General features: G+C 47.8%; 20 protein-coding genes. 4 read left to right on the top strand and 16 right to left on the bottom strand.

Features of this window, described 5'->3' with window-relative positions:
• Positions 1-12 precede the first annotated feature (12 nt).
• From HAP68_RS14795 to HAP68_RS14815, 5 genes are all read right to left on the bottom strand, one after another.
• Complete coding sequence (locus HAP68_RS14795; protein WP_024085746.1) at positions 13-1,638, bottom strand: (2,3-dihydroxybenzoyl)adenylate synthase; 1,626 nt, start codon at positions 1,636-1,638, stop codon at positions 13-15.
• Between the two features lie 18 nt (positions 1,639-1,656).
• On the bottom strand, positions 1,657-2,853 hold the full coding sequence (gene dhbC, locus HAP68_RS14800) for an isochorismate synthase DhbC (protein WP_003152002.1): 1,197 nt from the start codon (positions 2,851-2,853) through the stop codon (positions 1,657-1,659).
• 23 nt (positions 2,854-2,876) lie between these two features.
• On the bottom strand, positions 2,877-3,662 hold the full coding sequence (locus HAP68_RS14805) for a 2,3-dihydro-2,3-dihydroxybenzoate dehydrogenase (RefSeq protein ID WP_024085747.1): 786 nt from the start codon (positions 3,660-3,662) through the stop codon (positions 2,877-2,879).
• 135 nt (positions 3,663-3,797) lie between these two features.
• Entirely contained in the window at positions 3,798-4,667 is an 870-nt protein-coding gene (locus tag HAP68_RS14810; RefSeq protein ID WP_024085748.1) for an alpha/beta hydrolase, read from the bottom strand.
• Positions 4,668-4,842: 175 nt separating this feature from the next.
• Positions 4,843-5,439 carry a sulfite oxidase-like oxidoreductase gene (locus HAP68_RS14815; RefSeq protein WP_003151997.1) on the bottom strand — a complete coding sequence of 199 codons (597 nt, stop codon included), beginning with the start codon at positions 5,437-5,439 and terminating at the stop codon, positions 4,843-4,845.
• 99 nt (positions 5,440-5,538) lie between these two features.
• Between HAP68_RS14815 and HAP68_RS14820 the strand changes: the two genes are divergently transcribed.
• Entirely contained in the window at positions 5,539-6,132 is a 594-nt protein-coding gene (locus HAP68_RS14820) for a biotin transporter BioY (RefSeq protein WP_007408702.1), read from the top strand.
• 46 nt (positions 6,133-6,178) lie between these two features.
• On the opposite strand, the gene HAP68_RS14825 is transcribed toward HAP68_RS14820, so the two are convergent.
• Both HAP68_RS14825 and HAP68_RS14830 read right to left on the bottom strand, forming a co-directional pair.
• Positions 6,179-7,507 (bottom strand): Na+/H+ antiporter NhaC family protein, encoded by a 1,329-nt coding sequence (locus HAP68_RS14825; RefSeq protein WP_024085749.1) that lies wholly within the window; start codon positions 7,505-7,507, stop codon positions 6,179-6,181.
• Positions 7,508-7,639: 132 nt separating this feature from the next.
• On the bottom strand, positions 7,640-9,130 hold the full coding sequence (locus tag HAP68_RS14830) for a leucyl aminopeptidase (RefSeq protein WP_003151992.1): 1,491 nt from the start codon (positions 9,128-9,130) through the stop codon (positions 7,640-7,642).
• A 147-nt stretch (positions 9,131-9,277) separates the two neighbouring features.
• On the opposite strand from HAP68_RS14830, the gene HAP68_RS14835 reads away from it, so the two are divergent.
• Entirely contained in the window at positions 9,278-9,754 is a 477-nt protein-coding gene (locus tag HAP68_RS14835) for a divergent PAP2 family protein (protein WP_003151991.1), read from the top strand.
• A gap of 28 nt (positions 9,755-9,782) precedes the next feature.
• Here the strand turns inward: HAP68_RS14835 and HAP68_RS14840 are convergent, their stop codons facing one another.
• The 4 genes from HAP68_RS14840 to HAP68_RS14855 all read right to left on the bottom strand — a co-directional run bounded on the left by HAP68_RS14840 (position 9,783) and on the right by HAP68_RS14855 (position 12,433).
• Positions 9,783-10,424: a 3D domain-containing protein gene (locus tag HAP68_RS14840; protein ID WP_003151990.1), complete on the bottom strand. Its 642-nt coding sequence runs from the start codon at positions 10,422-10,424 to the stop codon at positions 9,783-9,785.
• 99 nt (positions 10,425-10,523) lie between these two features.
• Entirely contained in the window at positions 10,524-10,844 is a 321-nt protein-coding gene (locus HAP68_RS14845) for a YuiB family protein (RefSeq protein ID WP_003151989.1), read from the bottom strand.
• 68 nt (positions 10,845-10,912) lie between these two features.
• Positions 10,913-11,038: a YuiA family protein gene (locus HAP68_RS14850; RefSeq protein ID WP_007408708.1), complete on the bottom strand. Its 126-nt coding sequence runs from the start codon at positions 11,036-11,038 to the stop codon at positions 10,913-10,915.
• A 174-nt stretch (positions 11,039-11,212) separates the two neighbouring features.
• Positions 11,213-12,433 (bottom strand): NAD(P)/FAD-dependent oxidoreductase, encoded by a 1,221-nt coding sequence (locus HAP68_RS14855; RefSeq protein WP_012118337.1) that lies wholly within the window; start codon positions 12,431-12,433, stop codon positions 11,213-11,215.
• Positions 12,434-12,743: 310 nt separating this feature from the next.
• On the opposite strand from HAP68_RS14855, the gene yumC reads away from it, so the two are divergent.
• Complete coding sequence (gene yumC, locus HAP68_RS14860) at positions 12,744-13,739, top strand: ferredoxin--NADP reductase 2 (protein WP_003151984.1); 996 nt, start codon at positions 12,744-12,746, stop codon at positions 13,737-13,739.
• 40 nt (positions 13,740-13,779) lie between these two features.
• Here yumC and HAP68_RS14865 read toward each other — a convergent pair whose 3' ends face one another.
• Positions 13,780-13,923: a hypothetical protein gene (locus tag HAP68_RS14865; RefSeq protein WP_003151982.1), complete on the bottom strand. Its 144-nt coding sequence runs from the start codon at positions 13,921-13,923 to the stop codon at positions 13,780-13,782.
• Between the two features lie 217 nt (positions 13,924-14,140).
• Here HAP68_RS14865 and guaC point away from each other — a divergent pair, with 217 nt between their 5' ends.
• Positions 14,141-15,121 carry a GMP reductase gene (gene guaC / locus HAP68_RS14870; RefSeq protein ID WP_024085751.1) on the top strand — a complete coding sequence of 327 codons (981 nt, stop codon included), beginning with the start codon at positions 14,141-14,143 and terminating at the stop codon, positions 15,119-15,121.
• A 62-nt stretch (positions 15,122-15,183) separates the two neighbouring features.
• Here the strand turns inward: guaC and HAP68_RS14875 are convergent, their stop codons facing one another.
• The 4 genes from HAP68_RS14875 to HAP68_RS14890 are packed head-to-tail and all read right to left on the bottom strand — an operon-like array spanning position 15,184 to position 18,298.
• Positions 15,184-15,405, bottom strand: coding sequence for a DUF5970 family protein (locus HAP68_RS14875; protein ID WP_003151978.1), 222 nt, complete (start codon positions 15,403-15,405; stop codon positions 15,184-15,186).
• A 16-nt stretch (positions 15,406-15,421) separates the two neighbouring features.
• The gene (locus HAP68_RS14880; protein WP_003151976.1) at positions 15,422-15,949 is read right to left on the bottom strand and encodes a stage II sporulation protein M; all 528 of its coding nucleotides are present in this window, start codon (positions 15,947-15,949) and stop codon (positions 15,422-15,424) included.
• The gene (locus tag HAP68_RS14885; RefSeq protein ID WP_003151975.1) at positions 15,946-16,650 is read right to left on the bottom strand and encodes an ABC transporter ATP-binding protein; all 705 of its coding nucleotides are present in this window, start codon (positions 16,648-16,650) and stop codon (positions 15,946-15,948) included. The genes HAP68_RS14880 and HAP68_RS14885 overlap by 4 nt, the downstream gene beginning before the upstream one ends.
• Positions 16,643-18,298, bottom strand: coding sequence for a hypothetical protein (locus HAP68_RS14890; protein ID WP_003151974.1), 1,656 nt, complete (start codon positions 18,296-18,298; stop codon positions 16,643-16,645). The genes HAP68_RS14885 and HAP68_RS14890 overlap by 8 nt, the downstream gene beginning before the upstream one ends.
• Positions 18,299-18,369: the final 71 nt, after the last annotated feature.

Genomic DNA, 18,369 nt, shown 5'->3' on the forward strand with positions numbered 1-18,369 from the left:
ACACTTCCTTTTTTAAGATTGTTTGATTTCAGAAGGCTTCAATTTTTGGGCGATCGTTTCGCGAAGGTCCTTTTTGCTGACCTTGCCGACGCCGGTTTTCGGGAAAGAAGCGATAAATTCAACCCGGTCGGGAATTTTATATGCCGCCAGCCCGCGCTCCCGTAAAAACGCTTTCAGCTCTCCCGGTTTCGGCGCTTCTCCTTTCGGAATGACGAACACACAGGACCGCTCTCCGAGAAAGTCATCCGGCATTGAAACCATGGCCGCATCATGAACGGCAGGATGGGCCAGAAGGTGATTTTCCACCTCTTCAGCGGCAATCTTTTCGCCGCCCCGATTGATTTGATCTTTCGCACGTCCTTCGACGATGATATAGCCGTCCGCCGTCAGTTTGACGATATCGCCGGTCTGATAAAATCCGTCGGCTGTGAATGATCTTTCATTATGTTCAGGCGCTTTATAATACCCGCGAATCGTGTAAGGGCCGCGTGTAAACAAATGTCCCGCTTCTCCGGGGGCGACATCCCGCCCGTCATCGTCTAAAACCCTTACCTCATCAAAAGGTGACATCGGTCTGCCTTGCGTATTGACAATGATCTCTTCAGGATCATCCAGTCTCGTATAATTCACCAATCCTTCCGCCATTCCGAAAACCTGCTGAAGGGTGCATCCGAAAGCGCTCTTTACGCGGCGGGCCGCCTCAGCACTGAATTTGGCGCCTCCCACCTGCAGCACTTGAAGGCTTGATAAATCATCACTTCGCGAACCGGATGCGTCCATCCACACCATCGCAAGCGGCGGGACGAGCGCTGTAATCGTGACACGTTCTTTTTCAATTAACGGGAAGCAGTCATCCGGACTCGGCGTCGGTGACAGAACAACACGGCCTCCGGCATATAAAGTTCCCAGCACACCCGGCGAGCTGAGCGGATAATTATGCGCTGTCGGCAGAGCGGCCAAATAAACGCTGTGATGATCCAAGCCGCATATTTCCGCGCTGAGGCGCAAACTGTATATGTAATCGTCGTGTGTTCGCGGAATCAGCTTGGACAGCCCCGTACTGCCTCCTGAAAGCTGTAAAAAAGCGACTTCCGCCGGGCTTACCTCTTCCAGCTGAACAGGCTCTCTATGCAGGCTGCTCAGTTCCTGAAACTCTTCAGCTTCGCCGGCCACAATGACATGCGCCAAATCCGGAAGTTTGTCTTTCACCTGTCTGGCAAGCGCCCTGTAATCAAAACCTGAATGCATATCAGGAATGATGTATGCTTTCGCCTCTGCAAACTCGCAGAAATACGTAATCTCACTGCTTCTATGAGAAGGCAGCGCGAAAACGGGCAGTGCTCCGAGTCGGAACAGCGCGAAAATCACTTCAAAAAACTCAGCGATATTCGGCAGCTGAACGACAACGCGGTCTTCCTTTTGAATTCCGAGCTTATGCAGCCCCGCCGCTAAACGATCGGCCCTTTCATCTAATTCTTTATAGGTCCAATGTACATCTTTACACGTCACGGCAGTTTGATTTCCGTATAAAGCCGCGCGCTCTTTCAGCATTCCTCCGAACGTCTCACCCTTCCAGCAGCCGTCTTTTCGGTATTTGTCAGCCCATTCTTCCGGCCATGGCGTAAATCCAGTCAGCACGATCCGTCCCCTCCTTTTTTACAACTCATCTTGGTAAAGCCCCATCGCCCGGAGCATGGTGCGGAATTTCGCCGATGTCTCGTCCAGTTCGTCCTGCGGCTTTGATCCGGCGACAATCCCGGCACCCGCAAAGAGCCGGAGAGACCTTGTTTCCGCTTCGGCGCAGCGAAGTGCGATAATCCATTCTCCGTCACCTTCAGCATCACACCAGCCCGCCATTCCCGTGTAGAAATTGCGGTCAAACGGCTCTATATCCTGAATCGCTTCTCTCGCCGCATCCGTCGGCGTTCCGCATACAGCGGGCGTCGGATGAAGAGCAATGGCCAGCTCAAGCGATGTCGTTGACGGATCACTAAGCTCTCCCTTTACCTCGGTGGACAGGTGCCACATCGCCTCAGTTTTAATGAGTGACGGTTTTTCCGGCACATCAAGCACACGGCAGAACGGTTTTAGGGCGGCGGCCACGGCGGCCACGACTACGGCATGTTCATGCAGATCTTTTGCTGATTGCAGCAGTTCTTCCGCTCTTCTCTGATCCTCGGCGGGATCTGTGCTGCGAGGTCTGGAACCTGCCAGCGGATTGGACAGAATCGATGTTCCGTTTTTGGACAGCAGCAGTTCAGGACTTGCGCCGAAAAGCGTTTTTCTTGTTTCTGACGTTCCCGTCACATCCGCAGCGAATGTATAGCCGCGCGGGTTGTGCTGCGCCAAATGCTTGACGGCCTGAGGAATGTCGATATCCTTTTCAGCGGTCAGATGAAGCGTCCTTGACAGCACGATTTTGCTGAGCGGACCGTCCGTAATGTTGAATACGCCTTGTTCCACACCGCTCATAAAGCCCTCAGGCTCCGGAACGGGACGGATGTCATATGTATTGGATTGCGGCTTTTCTGCGGAAGATTCCGCAAACGAAAGCGGGCCTGCCGTATGGACAATCTTCGGTACAAAAAGCCGGGAAGCTTTTCTTCCGTCAAAAGGAATGGCGCCGGCCGCAATCGGATGTTTGATGCCGGCTTGCTTTGCCTCAAGAAGCGTCTGTCTCACACGTTCAGGCAGTGAATCCAGCTGATTCTCCGCGTCTGCATCCGGCACTTTTGCAAACAAACCTTCCGCGAGCATCGTCCTTTTCGGGGAAGCTAAAAAGAACGCCCCGGGCTTGTAAGTATCCAGCACCTTTTTTGCAGCCACTTCCGTCAATACAGGTTGATTTGTCATGTTTGTCCCTCCTTTTCGTTACATCAAACGCCTAAAGTAGCGCCGCCATCAACGCATAAATCATGCATCGTGATATGGCTTGCCTGTTCAGAGGCCAGAAACAAAACGGCATTTGCAATATCAGAAGGCTTTGCCAGCTTTTGAAGCGGAATTCCCGTTTTATATGTATCAAGCGAACCTCTGATAACGTCCTGTGCTCCGTTTTCATCCCGCCACAGCGCCCGCTGCATGTCGGTTTCCGTTGAACCGGGAGATACGATGTTGCAGCGGATATGATAGGCCGCAAGCTCCAGTCCGAGGCATTTCGTAAACATGGCGGCAGCCGCTTTCGACGCCGCATAAGCTGCCATGGAAGCACGCGGAACGCCGGCTGCATTCGAACCGACCGTTATGATGGCGCCTTTTTGACGCTCCATCATGTACCGGCTGACAGCCCGCGATACATGAAATACGCCGGTCGTATTAACAGAAAATGTTTGATCCCAATCTTCATCACTGAGGGATTGCACCGGACCCGGCCGCAGCACGCCCGCAACGTTCGCCAATATTTCAATAGGCCCCATGTCACGTTCAACGGCAGCGATGATATCATTGACAGCCGCACTGTCAGATACATCTGCGGCAAACCCCTGCGCCTGCACGCCTTTTTGCCGAAGTCTGTCAGTTAGCCCGGGAAGCAGGTCTTCATTTGTATCTATAGCTGCCACATTTACGCCTTGTTCAGCAAGGGCAAGCGCTGTTGCTTCTCCGATGCCTTGAGCGGCGCCGGTGACAACGGCCGTTTTCCCTTTCATTCCCAATGCGTCCATATTATCATTCCCTTTCTATATTGATAATGATTATCATTATCAATTATGATTCAAGACAATCATATCCAAATCAAAACACGCAGTCAATTAGAAAATTAGAATCAGCCGCATTTAGTTCGAAGGGCCTGTTTTTTCTCATGCGGGAGAATACGGGGTATGCGGCCCTCCCGGATTCAGGCAGAAACGCAGGGCTCTGCTGATTAAAACGGGCAGAACAGAAATATGGCCCTCTCCTTCAAACTCGCTGTATTCAGCACGGACTCCATCATCTTCAAATCCGGATAATAAAGAGTACAGCGCCTCTGCGTGCTGCGGGATTCTGCTTTTATGTGTTTTTTCAATTTCTCCCGCAGCCAGCAATACACTGACTTGAAGATTTTCCGCAGAGAGCCGGTCTGACAAACGTTCTGCGTTTTCCTGAATAAAACGCTTGTTCCAATGAATTGACGGACTTCCCGCAACATAGGTCTGGAACATGTCCGGCCTCGTCAAAAGCACTTGCAGCACAAAAAGACCGCCCAGCGAATGGCCGAAAATCGTCTGCCTGTCTCTGTCGATCGGATAATCCCGCTCCATCGCGGGCTTTACTTCTTCTTCTATAAACTCCAGAAACGCTTCCGCCCCTCCCTGTTCGGGCCATGCCGCGCCGCGTGGATGCACCGGCAGTTCTGATTCAGAAAGCGGCATCGTAAAATCACTGTGCCGTTCGGCGGAAAACGGCTGATCTGTCGGGTAGCCGATTCCGACAATCACCGCCGGAACAACGCCTGTTTTTTCAGGCCGCCGGCTTTGCACCCGCAAAGCTTCGGCCATTGTGCCGAACACGGAATTTGCATCAAGCAGGTAGATGACGGGGAAGCCGGAGGCAGGCGGTTCTTCCTGAGGAAAAGAGACAAAGATACGATACGTACGGCCTCCTTTTGAGCGCATTTCTTTTACTTCTGTGCCCGGAACTGCGTATCGGCCGGCCGGCGCGAACCCCCGGTTTATTTGTTTTCCGTCCATTATGTGTTCATCCCCTTTGTGGCAATTGCTTTATCTATCCTTATTGATAATGATTTTCAATATCAAAAGACACCTCAAATAATAGGTTTTTTGCCAAACAAAGTCAATGGATTTTTGATATAAAAAAAGCACCTTATTTTAATAAGGTACCTAAGAACTATATAGGGATAGGGGCTTAATCCCATGTAAAGCGCTCATTCTTCCATGGATCTCCCCTCATATGGTAGCCGTTTTTCTCCCAAAAGCCGGGGTGGTTTTCCTTTGTAAACTGAATGCCGCGCAGCCATTTTGCGCTTTTCCAGAAATAAAGATGGGGGAAAACGCCTCTGAGCGGATAGCCGTGCTCTGGCGTTAACGGCTCGCCGTTATGCGCATATGCCAGCAGGGATGTTTCCCGCGTAAAATCAGAAAGCGGCAGGTTGGCCGTCCAGCCCTCTTCAGCGTGCAGAATGACGAATCCCGCTTCTTTGTGCACACCCGCTTTCTCAGCGATGTCTTTGGCGCGTATTCCCTGCCAGATATTATCAAGACGGGACCAGCCCGTGACGCAATGAATATCATTTTTCACTTCGGCTTCCGGAAAGGCTTTGATATCTTTAAAGCTTAACAGCATAGGACGGTCAACAAGCCCGTACACTTGCAGATTCCATTTTGACATATCTTCATAATAAGGAACATTTCCGGCGTGAAGCACGGGAAACTTCGTTGTGACATTTTGATTTGGCGGAATCCGTTCCGACTGTTTTGTTTGCTTCGTTTTCCCGAAAAACATATGGCTCCCTCCATTTAGTAAACCTTTATTAAATCTTTGTTGACAATCAATCACCCTTCGATTACGCTAATCTGGTACAAGTGTAAGGGGGAAAAACAAATGAAACAACGCAACCTTCGCGCGGGCGATATGGCGCTTATCGGCATGTTTGCCGCCCTGATGGCCGTCGGCGCCAACATTACATCAATGGCTCCTTTTTTGCAAGTTGCGGGAATTCCGTTATCGCTGCAGCCTTTCTTTTGTCTGTTAGCCGCGATGCTTCTCGGCGCCAGACGGGCAGCCATTGCAATGACGGTATACGCATTGGCCGGACTTGCGGGGGCGCCTGTTTTCGCTCAATTCTCAGCAGGCTTTGCGCCGTTTATCGGAAAGAGCGGCGGGTTTATTCTCGCTTACATCCCGGCGGCATTTGCAGCCGGATGGCTGCTGGAAAAAACAAAAAAACCCGGCCGCCTGCATTATGCATGGGCCTCTTTGATCGGTACCGCCGTCATTTATATCATTGGCACGACCTATACGTATATTGCGCTGAAATTATGGCTTCATGCTCCGATCAGCTACGGAATGGCCTGGTTTTACATGATATGGTTTTTCATAAAAGATATCGTTTTAGCACTGTTATTGGCATCAATCGCGCCTGCCGTATACAGGTCTATTCATAAAGCGACGGGGTTCAGCAGAAATCCGGCGTAAGATGTTCTCAGCATACAAAAAGGCTCCCCTTTCCGGGAGCCTTTTTTTACAGGACAAGCGCGGCAATCCAGCCGAATATCACAAGCGGGATGTTATAGAAAATAAATGTCGGTACGCACGTATCCCAAATGTGGTGGTGCTGTCCGTCGGCGCTGAGGCCTGACGTCGGCCCGAGCGTACTGTCGCTTGCAGGAGAACCCGCATCACCGACCGCGGCGGCCGCTCCGATTACGGCGATCGTCGCCATCGGGCTGAATCCGAGCTGAGCGCACAGCGGAACGAATATGGTCGTAATGACGGGTACGGTTGCAAATGATGATCCGATTCCCATCGTGATTAATAAACCGACCACCAGCATCAGGAGCGCGCCTACTGATTGACTGTGACCGATAAAGCCTGTTGATGCTTTGACCAAGGAAGCCACATCGCCTGTTTTATTCAATACATTTGAAAAACCGGCCGCAACAAGCATGACAAACCCGATAAAAGCCATCAGAATCATACCGTCCGTGATCAGCTTATCCGCTTCATTGCGCTTCATGACTCCGCTGATAAACAGCGTAAACAAGCCGGCAAGCGCGCCCATGATCATACCTTCCACTCCGAGCACTTGTGACAGATAGAGCTGAACGGCAAGCGACACGGCAATGGAGATCAGGGCGATGGCAATGCTTTTTTTCGTATAAGGAGAAGACGATAGTCCGGCAATCTCCTTCGTCTCATATTTCTTCGGTTTCCGGAAGACGATGACGGCTAAAATTAAACCGACCGCCATCCCGGCCGTCGGGATGATTAAAGCATACGGGATATCACTGAGCGGCACCTTTAAACCGGCGGACGCCATATTATCTCTCAGCATCCCCTGGAAAATCTGTCCGAATCCGACAGGCAGAACGATATACGGCGCAGTCAGTCCGAATGTCATCACACACGCGATCAGCCTGCGGTCTATTTCAAGTTCGTTAAATATCTTTAAAAGCGGCGGAATCAATACCGGAATAAACGCAATGTGAACGGGCACCACGTTTTGCGAGAAACAGGATATGATTAAAATAACCAGTACGATTAACACTTTTGACAGTGCTTTTTTCCGCGAATCTTCCTTTTTTCCGATTAGTTTGACAGACGCTTCCACCATTGCATCGGGAAGCCCCGTCTTCGTCAGCGCCGCGGCAAATGCTCCGAGCAGCGCGTAGCTGACCGCGACGGTGGCATTTCCGCCGAGACCGTCCGTAAAAGCCTTCACCGTCTCTCCGAGGCCTAAGCCGCCGGTCAGCCCGCCGGCAAGCGCGCCGATCATTAAAGCTATAATAATATTGACACGCAGCAGGCTTAAGACGAGCATAAGCAATACTGCGACAACAACAGCATTCATTGATGAGTCCCTCCAAAAATCCTTTAGTTTGCTAATGTAGTAGATAATTAAAGTTAACATACATTCCGCGCTTTAGTCAACTAAAGATTTTGGAAATCAAAAAACCCGCTGCATCAAGGCAGCGGGATGCTGTTATCTTTCGGGCGTAAACCGCTCAGTCAAAACAGCCAACGTCCTTGCCATGACGCCTGTTGCGCCGGCAGGGCCGAAGCATGTCGCTTTATTCGCCGTCGCGGTTCCCGCAATATCGAGATGAACCCACGGCGTGTTTTCCGCGAATTCACCAAGGAATGCCCCCGCCATAATCGCGTGGCCTTCTCTTCCCGGAGAATTGTTCAAATCAGCCATCTGACTGTTTCTCACCCGTTTTTTATCCTTTTCTGTAATCGGAAGCTGCCAGATCGGCTCGCCGGATTCTTTCGCCGATTCCGCCACCTGTTCATAAAAAGCGGCGTGATTGGTCATGGCGCCCGTCATTTCGTTCCCTAAGGCGACAATGACACCGCCCGTTAACGTTGCGACGTCTACAAGGACAGAGGCTCCGTGCTGCTTGGCGTATGTGATGCCGTCGGCAAGCACGAGACGCCCTTCCGCATCGGTGTTCAGGATCTCAATGGTTTTTCCGCTGAGCGAAACGATGACGTCATCCGGCTTCATAGCATCGGACGAAATCATGTTGTCCGTAGACGGTATGACGGCGAGCACGTTTTGTTCAGGCCGGAGTTCGCCGATAATTTCCATTGCGCCCAATACCGAGGCGGCCCCTCCCATATCGCTTTTCATGCCGACGATGCCGGTTTTCGGCTTAATTGAATATCCGCCCGTATCAAAGGTAATTCCTTTACCGACCAGGCCGATGACGTCTTCCCACTGATCTTTGCCCTGATACTTCAGAACGATCATTTTCGGCGGTTCGGATGAGCCTTTGTTAACGGCAAGCAGCCCGCCCATGCCGAGCTCTTCCATTTCATCTTTTTCTAAAATTTCACACTCGAAATCGTATTTTGCCGCAAGCTCAGCGGCATATGACGCCAAATCAGTGGCCGTCAGCATATTACCCGGCATATTCACAAGCGTGCGGGCTGAATTCGTCCCTTGGCCGTATGCCGCGCCGACGTTCAGGCCGGCCTGCACTTCCCTCAGGTCTTCTTCGGTCACGGCGCAGACTGATTTCAGTTCCTGATCCGGCTCATTCGATTTATGTTTATAATCCTGCACCTCATAAACCGCAAGCAGACAGCTTTCCGAAAGCGCATGAGCGGCATCGGCGGCAGGCACTTCCCCGGAGACGAATGTATCGAGCAACACGGATACTTCCTGTTTTTTATCTTGATGAATCTGCTGAAATACTCGTGCAAAGCATTCTTTCGTATCTTCAAACGAATAATCCGCTTCTCTTCCCAGGCCGATAAAATAAATACGTTTCATACCGGTCGCAGCCGGAGGGTATACTTTTGATACACGATTGCGTTTGGCGGACACATCACCATCCTTTAACAGCTGGGTCAGATGACCGTCTAATTTATCATCCAATTCCTTCGTAAATCCGTTCAGCGTGCTTTTTTGAAAAAGACCGATGACCAGTGTTTCGGGATGCCGCAGTTGATCAGATGCATAAAACATGAGTACACACTCCTTATGTGGGTATTTGTTATGTAAAGTGGTATAATGAAAAAACATTTTTCATTGATTTTATTTTACCAAACTAAGGGCGTTTTCTGCAGTTTTTCGATACGATCGGAATCAGCAGATACAGAAAGGATGTCGCATATGGATGTACTTATGAATTTTCCTTTACTGGCGAGTTTTGCCGCCATTATTTTTGCCCAAGTTGTAAAAGTGCCTATTCAATTTATCGTATCCAAAAAACTTGACTGGTCTCTTGTGACGAGCACCGGCGGCATGCCGAGCTCCCATTCCGCCGCCGTCACCGCGCTGTCAACCGGAATCGCTTTGGAACAGGGACTGGACTCGCCCCTGTTTGCAGTCGCCGCGATTTTCGCCGTCATTACGATGTTCGATGCTACAGGTGTCAGGCGGCATGCGGGTGAACAGGCGACAGTCATTAATAAACTGGTCATCGACTTTAATCGGTTTGTCAGCGAAGCGAAGGACTTTCAGAAAGCGGAAGAGAAAGAAAAACAGAAGAAACTGAAAGAACTGCTCGGCCATCAGCCGATTGAAGTGTTCTTCGGCGGCGTCACCGGTATTGTGCTGACATTGATTTTAGATTATTTCTTTATGTAAAAACGCTTCAGCGGATGCTGAAGCGTTTTTATTCTTTTACCGTTTTGTATTGATTTCTGAACACTTGCAGCGACTTTGTTTCGTTCAGCTTTACAAGTTCGTCCTCGGTCACTGTGCCGTTCCCTTTTTTAATAATGTAGACCTCAAGTGTTTTTTTGCCCCAATTGTTATAGACGTCCTTGACGGTGTCAAAGTAGAGGTCAAGGCGGCTGCCTTTAATTTTTGAGCCGGTATCGGCGACAACCCCGTAACCGTAATTCGGTATAAACAGAATCGTCCCGATCGGGAAAACAGACGGATCGGCCGCAACAGTTGAATATAAATCGCGTTTGACCTTCACACCTGAATATGTAATTCCGTACTGCGGGTGACCCGGAGATTTTCCGGTAGATTCCGCTCCGGCGGTATAACCGGTGGCCGTCACCTTTTGTGACGGATAGCGTTCCCAGTCAAAAGCTTCTTCCAGCGGCTTTACCCTGCCTGATGCCTTCTTTTCCGGCTGATTCTGTAAGGATTGAAACGGAGTGCCGATGTTTTTCAAAACGGCGCCGCGATGTTCCGTCATCCAATTTGTCAGATCCTTTGCTTCAACACCGGTTATGGAAAAGTATGTCGCATGGCATGCGCCCAAAAAGAGCACGATCATGAATACGCGTCTGATTATCGTCAATCTGAAATCACTCTCCTCCGAGTCATTGTTCCCAACTCGGTGAGGTGCTATACAAAAGCGCCGCGACACAAAAAAAGCTTTCTTGAATAAGAAAGCGGCTTAAAACATTTGATATCCTCTTTTTCTGAGCGCCTTTATGGCAATGCCTGACATGATGGCTCCCGCCAGTCCGCCCGCCAAAATCACGACATCCGCAACCGCTAATGACATGATGCGCTGAAACAGGCTTTGAAAGGATTCCCCCGGCGCCTGCACGTAACTGATCATCTTTTTATTGCTGATAATGAAAAGGCATACAATCGGATAGACAACAGCCATAATCCACGACATTCTAAGCAGCATGTTCAACAGAAAGCCTATGCCGAAAAACAGTACAAAAAATAGTACGATTGAGATCAGGACAACCGGCAAACTAATCACAAACATCCACCCCCTACAGCACTTTCAGTGTACCTCGGGGGCGGTAAAAAAGTCAACGTCTGGAAAAATCAGCGTCTCTCTTTGCCGCTTCCCTGGCAGGAGGGACATGTTTCGGAGCCGCCAAGAAGCAATTGAAAATACCCTTTACCTGAGCAGAACGGACACGCAGCCGTGCTTTTTGCTGTCGTTTTCATGCGGATCACCCTTTTTTCTTAATTTTCTGATAATATATCATATTTACTTGTCAAGCAACAAGTCAGAATATGTAACATAACAACTCATGTAAGCGGAAACATTCATTTTTTTCTTTTACATGCTTTTTATAGCGCTCTTTTTTAAAAGAAGAGAAAACCCGCGGCTGCGGGTTTTCAGAAGAATTTAAACTTCCCTTTTTTCAGCGTCAGGCCCAGCCCGCCGATCATAAAGAGCGAGCGGTTATCAATGACCTTTTTCATAAAGGACGCCGGCGTTCCTTTGAGCTTCCTGCCGTATACGACTCCGACGGCGTTATGCTCACCGAGGGAGGCGACCGTTCCTTTAATGTCAGGCTTGAACTCTTCAAGCTGGCCTCCTTTAATCAAACCGCCCAGATTTTTGGCGACCGTTTCTCCTTGCTGCATCGCGATCTGAGCAGTCGGCGGGTACGGCCGTTCCGTCTCTTCATTGATAAAGAGCGAGCTGTCGCCGAGAATAAAAACGTCATCATGTCCCGGCGCCCGAAGATCAGGGTTGACTTTGACACGGCCGCGCATATTTTCAAAACCCGCTTCCTCCACGATCGGATGTCCGCGCACACCCGCGGCCCAGACAACGGTCTGCGATTTGATTTCTTCCGGCTCTTCATCTTTCTTGCCGACTGTGACACCGTCTGCGCGGCATTCTTGAACCGCGGTGCCGATTTTAAATTCAACGCCTTTGCTCTCAAGGTATTGAACGGCGTAATCGACAAGCTCCGGATCAAATCCCGGCAAAACCGTCGGGGCGGCCTCGACACAGACGATCCGGACGAGACTTTCATCTATATCATAATATCTGCATAACTCCGGCTTGCGGTTCGCAAGTTCACCGAGAAATTCAATTCCCGTAAAGCCCGCTCCGCCGACAACGATGGTTAAGCGGTCAGGGCGTTTTTCGGCCTCCGTATTGTATGTCGCAAATTGGAGCTCAATATGGTCTTTCAGCTGGCGCGACGTATTAATATTCGCGATCGGAAAAGCGAATTCTTTTAAACCTTTAATCCCGAATGTTTCAGGGACGGCGCCAAGCCCGATGACGAGATAATCATAAGGGATGTCCCCTTGTGAAAGCGTCACCTTTTTATTTTGCACATCTATCGCTTTTACGGTATCCTGCACAAATTTAACCCGTGATTCATTGATTACATCTTTTATTTGATATCTGCAGCGGTCATGATGCAGCGTTCCTGCGCTCGCTTCATGCATCCATGTCGTTTCATAATGATAATTGTGTTTATTGACCAAAGTAATGTCGGCGTCATTTGCCCCGATATGCTTCGGAAGCCTTGTTACTGTCATTAATCCACCATAACCTGCACCTAAAACCACGATTTTGGGTTTATTCAATGCCATCACATCCACCTTCTTTTTTTTGCTGTTAGACGCATAATCAAATCAACATTTGTATTAGCTTCAGCTTATTGGCGGGATTTTATGAAATGAAATATAAAATTTTTTAGAAAACCGCACATGTCTGCATATCACCATACTATCCGGAAGAATCGGAAAACATTCAGGAAAAAACAGATTGGAATTTGTCCCCATCTTAGCGGCGGCCGCAATTTTTTTCAAGAATGAAGCGGCCGGGCGGTTTTCGGCCTCGTCATCCTTTCAAATTGTATGTTATAATTAATAACAATTTTCAATTAGGAGGCAATTTGGTATGCAAGAGGATTCAAAGGTTTATGATATTACGGTCATCGGCGGCGGCCCGGTCGGCCTGTTTACCGCTTTTTACGGGGGAATGAGACAGGCGAGCGTCAAAATCATCGAGAGCCTGCCTCAGCTTGGCGGCCAGCTCAGCGCGCTGTACCCTGAAAAATATATTTATGATGTAGCCGGATTCCCGAAAATCCGCGCCCAGGAACTTGTGAACAACTTAAAAGAGCAAATGGCAAAGTTCGATCAGACCATCTGCTTAGAGCAGGCCGTTGAATCTGTTGAAAAACAGGCGGACGGTGTGTTTAAGCTTGTCACGAATTCAGAAACGCATTATTCAAAAACGGTCATTATCACCGCGGGAAACGGCGCATTTAAGCCGAGAAAGCTTGAGCTGGAATCAGCGGAACAATATGAAGGCAAAAACCTGCACTACTTCATTGACGACCTCAATCAATTCGCAGGCAGACGCGTTGCCGTTCTGGGCGGCGGCGATTCCGCTGTTGACTGGGCGCTCATGCTTGAGCCGATTGCCAAAGAAGTCAGCATCATCCACCGCCGTGATAAATTCCGCGCGCATGAGCACAGTGTCGAAAACCTGCATAATTCTAAAGTCAACGTGCTGACACCGTTTGTTCCCGCTGAACTTGTCGGTGAAGACCGGATCGAACAGCTCGTTCTCGAAGAAGTGAAAGGCGACCGTAAAGAAATCATTGAAATTGATGACCTGATCGTAAACTACGGCTTTGTTTCTTCTCTCGGCCCGATTAAAAACTGGGGCCTTGACATCGAGAAAAATTCCATCGTCGTCAAAAGCACGATGGAAACGAATATTGAAGGCTTCTTTGCCGCCGGAGATATCTGCACATATGAAGGCAAAGTCAAGCTGATCGCCAGCGGTTTCGGCGAAGCTCCGACAGCCGTGAACAACGCGAAGGCTTACATGGACCCGAAAGCGCGCGTCCAGCCACTGCATTCTACAAGCATGTTTGAAAAATAATATAAAAAAGAGTCTGTGTCATACCGGCACAGACTCTTTTTTATTTAAACATCCAAATATAATTCATGACGGTTCCGACAACGAGCGCAATGACAAGCGCCGACACGACCCAAATCGTGCCTAAAATAATCCGGTCCTGAATTTTCTGGGCTTTCGGACTGTGCCCGGGCTGTTTTTGTTCCATACCGGCCCCTCCCTTCTTCTGCAAATCTATCTATCGTAACAAATGTCTTACAACAACCAATACTACTATGATAACCAAACTGCAAATGGATGACAAGCTGACCGCATATGAGGCAGCATGAAATCATTTGACATTCCTGACAAAACAAAGTACATTATAAAAAGACGAACATTTTAATTTTATTTAATTATATTATTCGCTTTTAGGGGTGTTATATATGGAAAATGTATTTGATTACGAAGATATTCAGCTGATTCCTGAAAAATGCATTGTTGAAAGCCGATCTGAATGTGATACATCAGTTACGTTGGGCGGACACACGTTTAAACTTCCGGTCGTACCGGCCAACATGCAGACGATTATAGATGAAAACATCGCGGCCTGGCTCGCGGAAAACGGGTATTTTTATATCATGCACCGCTTCGAGCCGGAAAAACGTCTGGCTTTTGTCCGGGATATGAAAGCGCGCGGACTGATTTCTTCCATCAGTGTCGGCGTGAAGGAAAATGACTATGAATTCATCCGGGAGCTGAAAGAACAGGAGCTGGTGCCGGATTATATTACCATTGATATCGCGCACGGCCATTCCAATGCCGTGATCAGCATGATTGAATTTATTAAAGAACATGTCCCGGAAAGCTTTGTCATTGCAGGGAACGTCGGGACGCCTGAAGCCGTAAGAGAGCTGGAACGCGCGGGCGCTGACGCGACAAAAGTGGGAATCGGCCCCGGGAAAGTCTGCATCACAAAAATTAAAACCGGCTTCGGAACCGGCGGGTGGCAATTAGCCGCGCTTCGCTGGTGCGCAAAAGCGGCGAGCAAACCGATCATTGCTGACGGCGGCATCCGCACGCACGGCGATATCGCGAAATCCATCCGATTCGGCGCGTCTATGGTCATGATCGGATCATTATTCGCCGGCCACGAAGAATCACCGGGACAAACGATCGAAATCGACGGAAAGCTGTACAAAGAATATTTCGGCTCCGCTTCTGAATTTCAAAAAGGCGAAAAGAAAAACGTCGAGGGCAAAAAAATGCATGTCGAACATAAAGGGTCTTTGCGGGACACGCTGGTTGAAATGGAGCAGGATCTGCAATCTTCCATCTCTTACGCCGGCGGCAATACACTCGAAGCCATCCGTAATGTCGACTATGTCATCGTAAAAAACTCTATTTTCAACGGCGACAGATTTTAACACGCAGCAGAGCCGCTCGAAGATAAAAAAAAATGACACTCATATTGAATGTCATTTTTTTATTAAATACCGAAATAAAGAGCGGCACTGGCTAACAGATTAATCACAAAAATAAACAAAAAGATGTAACGAATGAATTTATTTTGCACCGGAGCAAATATAAAGAGATATAGTCCTGCCACCCCAAAAGTAAGAACAGGAAACAGCCACTCAAAGGATAAAGAAATGATATAACCGATAATCATAACAATCGGCACACCGATTAATGATAATTTACTTCTCATATGATTTCTGCCCCTTTTACTTAAAAATTGGTGTGATGTAAGCTTCAATAACGGCAGCGGCGATCAGCAGACAAATAATAAGCAGCACCAATATTCCAATATGCCTGAACATTGAAGCCATTATCTTTTTTTCCTTAGAAAAACACAGCCTGATGACCAATTCAACGCCCTTAAAACCAATGGCGCCACTTAATAATAACGCAGGAACTTCAAATATACCATGAGGAATTAGCAGTAAAAAAATCTGATAAAAAGGAACCCCGCTATGCAGATTTTCTATAATAGAGCCGCTTAAAATAAACCCGTTGGTGAATAAATAAAAGATTGAGGTCAACCCAAAGGTAAAAAAACCCGCGGCTAAAAACAGACAAGCGATTGCATTGTTTTTCAGCAGTTCAACCGCGCCTGACGAGCCGTTGTAAGACGCTGATGAAACAAAGTGATCGGAAAAAAACGCAGCGATCACACCGCCTGAAAAAAACAGCACTGACGCGGTTAACGGAATGGCGGACGTTCTGATTGCCGGCAACATGCGGTTCATCATGTATAGATACGCTCAGCCAATTCTTCAATCTCTTCTAATGAATGCTCGGATGACTGATACTCCGCCGCAAAAACGCCTTCATGTATAATACCGATCGTATCGCACAGCGAATGCGCCAGCTCCAGCAGGTGAGTCGATAACAGGACTGTATTTCCCTGCTTGACGTACTCCTTTAATAACGTCCGTATCGTTTTACCGCTGATTAAATCAATGCCCGTCAGCGGCTCGTCAAGAATTAATATCTTTGGCTGATGAATGAGCGCTGCCGCAATTGATAATTTTTGTTTCATTCCATGTGAATAAGTTTTAATCAGCTGATTTCCGTCTTGAGAAAGCTTCAGCGTCTCCAACATATTCTTTATATAATCATTTGTCCGCTGAGACGGAACTTGAAACATCTCCGCTGTAAAGCGCAAGTATTCGACTCCCGTTAAATAATCATACAAAAAGGCATGGTCGGGCACAAAACCGATATCAGCCGATATTTGCCCCCCCTCTTCTGAATCCAGTTCCTTGCCGTCAATCATGACGCGGCCTGAAGTCGGTTTAAGCAGGCCCGAAATGATTTTCAAAGTCGTTGTTTTCCCGACTCCATTAGTCCCCAGCAAAGCATAGATTGAGCCTTTTTTCACCTCAAACGAAATATCTTTCAATACCTGTTTTTCACTATAGTTTTTTTGTATATTCACTAATTTAATCATTGTTCGCAAACCTTTCCGCCATATTGATTCTGCGAAGAAACAGAAACATGACTCCATAGTTTAATAGTGTGAACAGGACAAAAATACCTGATGCAGAATGAATAAGCATCGTTTCAAGTTCCGGCTTTTTATAGATAAAATACGACGTGATCGCAGCGATTTGAAGCGACACAATGAAAATGAAAGAACTGTATAAGTTGTTATACGTCTTTGCTTTCCCCGCTTCTCCAATTTCGTACAGATGCTCCCAGTTTTTCTTAGGATACAGGGCGGTGCTTGAAATCTGGACAAGACTGTATAAAAAACCCGAACATAAAAACACAATAAACAGGTAAATCGTCAGCGCCGCGGAAGACGGAAAAAACACCGTAATCAAAATGGTAATGATGAACGAATAGATAAGAGCGGCGAGATTATAAATACATACTTTCGGAAACACCAGCTGCCACGCATGTTTGATATTCCGGTGAAACAGATGCTGATTTTTTATTTCCCCGTCAACTGATAATACTGTTTTGAGCGCATCTCCGACGAGCTGATACGAAAAGTTCGCAATGATAACCGCCGCAGACACGATGGCGGCTGCCGAATACCCGATAAAGTGATGCGATAGAAGCGGAATACAAAAACCTAAAAACAGCATGAACAAATACAGCATACTGCCGAAGTTCCTGATAAAAAACCCGTCAATTCTCGATAAAAACAGCAGATCCTTTTGAAAAACGGCATGAAATATTTTGTTATTTCTATATAATTTCAGCTTTGGCGCAAAATCAGCGTTTGTCAAAAACATATAAGGAATAAGGTCCATTTTCTTCAGCGTGGCCGACCACAGTTTAAACATCCCCGCCGTTAAAAGGACGGCGGCCGCAAACACCGCAGCGAAAACGAGCACGGAATGTGAGCGGAATGCTAACCATACATACGGCGTATTCATGAGGATGTTCCGGAAAGCCGGTGACTCCGTAAAGCTTGAAATATCCTTTGCGGTATACTCCCCAAACACGAGAAGATAAACGGCATACCCGACTGCAAGCGGAACCAGCAGGCTGACGCTGAATAAAATGCCTTTCAGGATTTTCAAGTAAAACAATTTGCTCCATATATTTGTAAGAAGATAAACAACATAAGAAAACAGCATAGATAAAAATAAATTGAGAAGAAAATAAACGAAGCCCAAGAAAAATACGATGATCGCCGCAGACCCGGTCATGCCTGCGCTTGATAAAAACAAAAAGACCGGAAAAACAAAAAGATACCATACGAAAATGGTTTTTTTGATCGCCTGGCCGGCAAAAACAGAAAACAGCTGTAAAAAACGCACCTTTTTTAATTGATGAATGACCTTGCGCGTATCCAGCAGAAAGGCATTGTGATGTTCTTTAAAGAAGCCGGCAGCCCAAAAAAGCTGCTCAAGTGAAACGGCGATTAAAACAAATTGCCCCCATGCGCTGAGGGGCAGCTGAATCAGTTTTGTCCCGAATACAACACCGCATCCCAGGAAAACGAGATATAAACATAACAGAGAAATAATAATGGCAGACAGCAGTTTGCTGTTGAGTTGAGGAATGCCCCAATCTTCCTTTCTTTTTCGAAACGATGACAGGGTATTATATTTGATAAGAGCCGCAATTTGTTTGACTATCATACTTTCAATCCTTACATATGTATTTGGGAGAGAGGCTCTTTTTGCAGCTTGTACAAAAAGAGCAATTATTT

This window comes from Bacillus sp. Bvel1, assembly GCF_014872755.1.
Lineage (GTDB): Bacteria > Bacillota > Bacilli > Bacillales > Bacillaceae > Bacillus > Bacillus velezensis.

Excerpts from the sequence above, each read along its gene's own strand:
- dhbC (WP_003152002.1), bottom strand. The coding sequence starts at position 2,853 with ATGACAAATCAACCTGTATTGACGGAAGTGGCTGCAAAAAAGGTGCTG.
- HAP68_RS14805 (WP_024085747.1), bottom strand. The coding sequence starts at position 3,662 with ATGGACGCATTGGGAATGAAAGGGAAAACGGCCGTTGTCACCGGCGCC.
- HAP68_RS14810 (WP_024085748.1), bottom strand. The coding sequence starts at position 4,667 with ATGGACGGAAAACAAATAAACCGGGGGTTCGCGCCGGCCGGCCGATAC.
- HAP68_RS14815 (WP_003151997.1), bottom strand. The coding sequence starts at position 5,439 with ATGTTTTTCGGGAAAACGAAGCAAACAAAACAGTCGGAACGGATTCCG.
- HAP68_RS14820 (WP_007408702.1), top strand. The coding sequence starts at position 5,539 with ATGAAACAACGCAACCTTCGCGCGGGCGATATGGCGCTTATCGGCATG.
- HAP68_RS14825 (WP_024085749.1), bottom strand. The coding sequence starts at position 7,507 with ATGAATGCTGTTGTTGTCGCAGTATTGCTTATGCTCGTCTTAAGCCTG.
- HAP68_RS14830 (WP_003151992.1), bottom strand. The coding sequence starts at position 9,130 with ATGTTTTATGCATCTGATCAACTGCGGCATCCCGAAACACTGGTCATC.
- HAP68_RS14835 (WP_003151991.1), top strand. The coding sequence starts at position 9,278 with ATGGATGTACTTATGAATTTTCCTTTACTGGCGAGTTTTGCCGCCATT.
- HAP68_RS14850 (WP_007408708.1), bottom strand. The coding sequence starts at position 11,038 with ATGAAAACGACAGCAAAAAGCACGGCTGCGTGTCCGTTCTGCTCAGGT.
- HAP68_RS14855 (WP_012118337.1), bottom strand. The coding sequence starts at position 12,433 with ATGGCATTGAATAAACCCAAAATCGTGGTTTTAGGTGCAGGTTATGGT.
- yumC (WP_003151984.1), top strand. The coding sequence starts at position 12,744 with ATGCAAGAGGATTCAAAGGTTTATGATATTACGGTCATCGGCGGCGGC.
- HAP68_RS14865 (WP_003151982.1), bottom strand. The coding sequence starts at position 13,923 with ATGGAACAAAAACAGCCCGGGCACAGTCCGAAAGCCCAGAAAATTCAG.
- guaC (WP_024085751.1), top strand. The coding sequence starts at position 14,141 with ATGGAAAATGTATTTGATTACGAAGATATTCAGCTGATTCCTGAAAAA.
- HAP68_RS14875 (WP_003151978.1), bottom strand. The coding sequence starts at position 15,405 with ATGAGAAGTAAATTATCATTAATCGGTGTGCCGATTGTTATGATTATC.
- HAP68_RS14880 (WP_003151976.1), bottom strand. The coding sequence starts at position 15,949 with ATGATGAACCGCATGTTGCCGGCAATCAGAACGTCCGCCATTCCGTTA.
- HAP68_RS14885 (WP_003151975.1), bottom strand. The coding sequence starts at position 16,650 with ATGATTAAATTAGTGAATATACAAAAAAACTATAGTGAAAAACAGGTA.
- HAP68_RS14890 (WP_003151974.1), bottom strand. The coding sequence starts at position 18,298 with ATGATAGTCAAACAAATTGCGGCTCTTATCAAATATAATACCCTGTCA.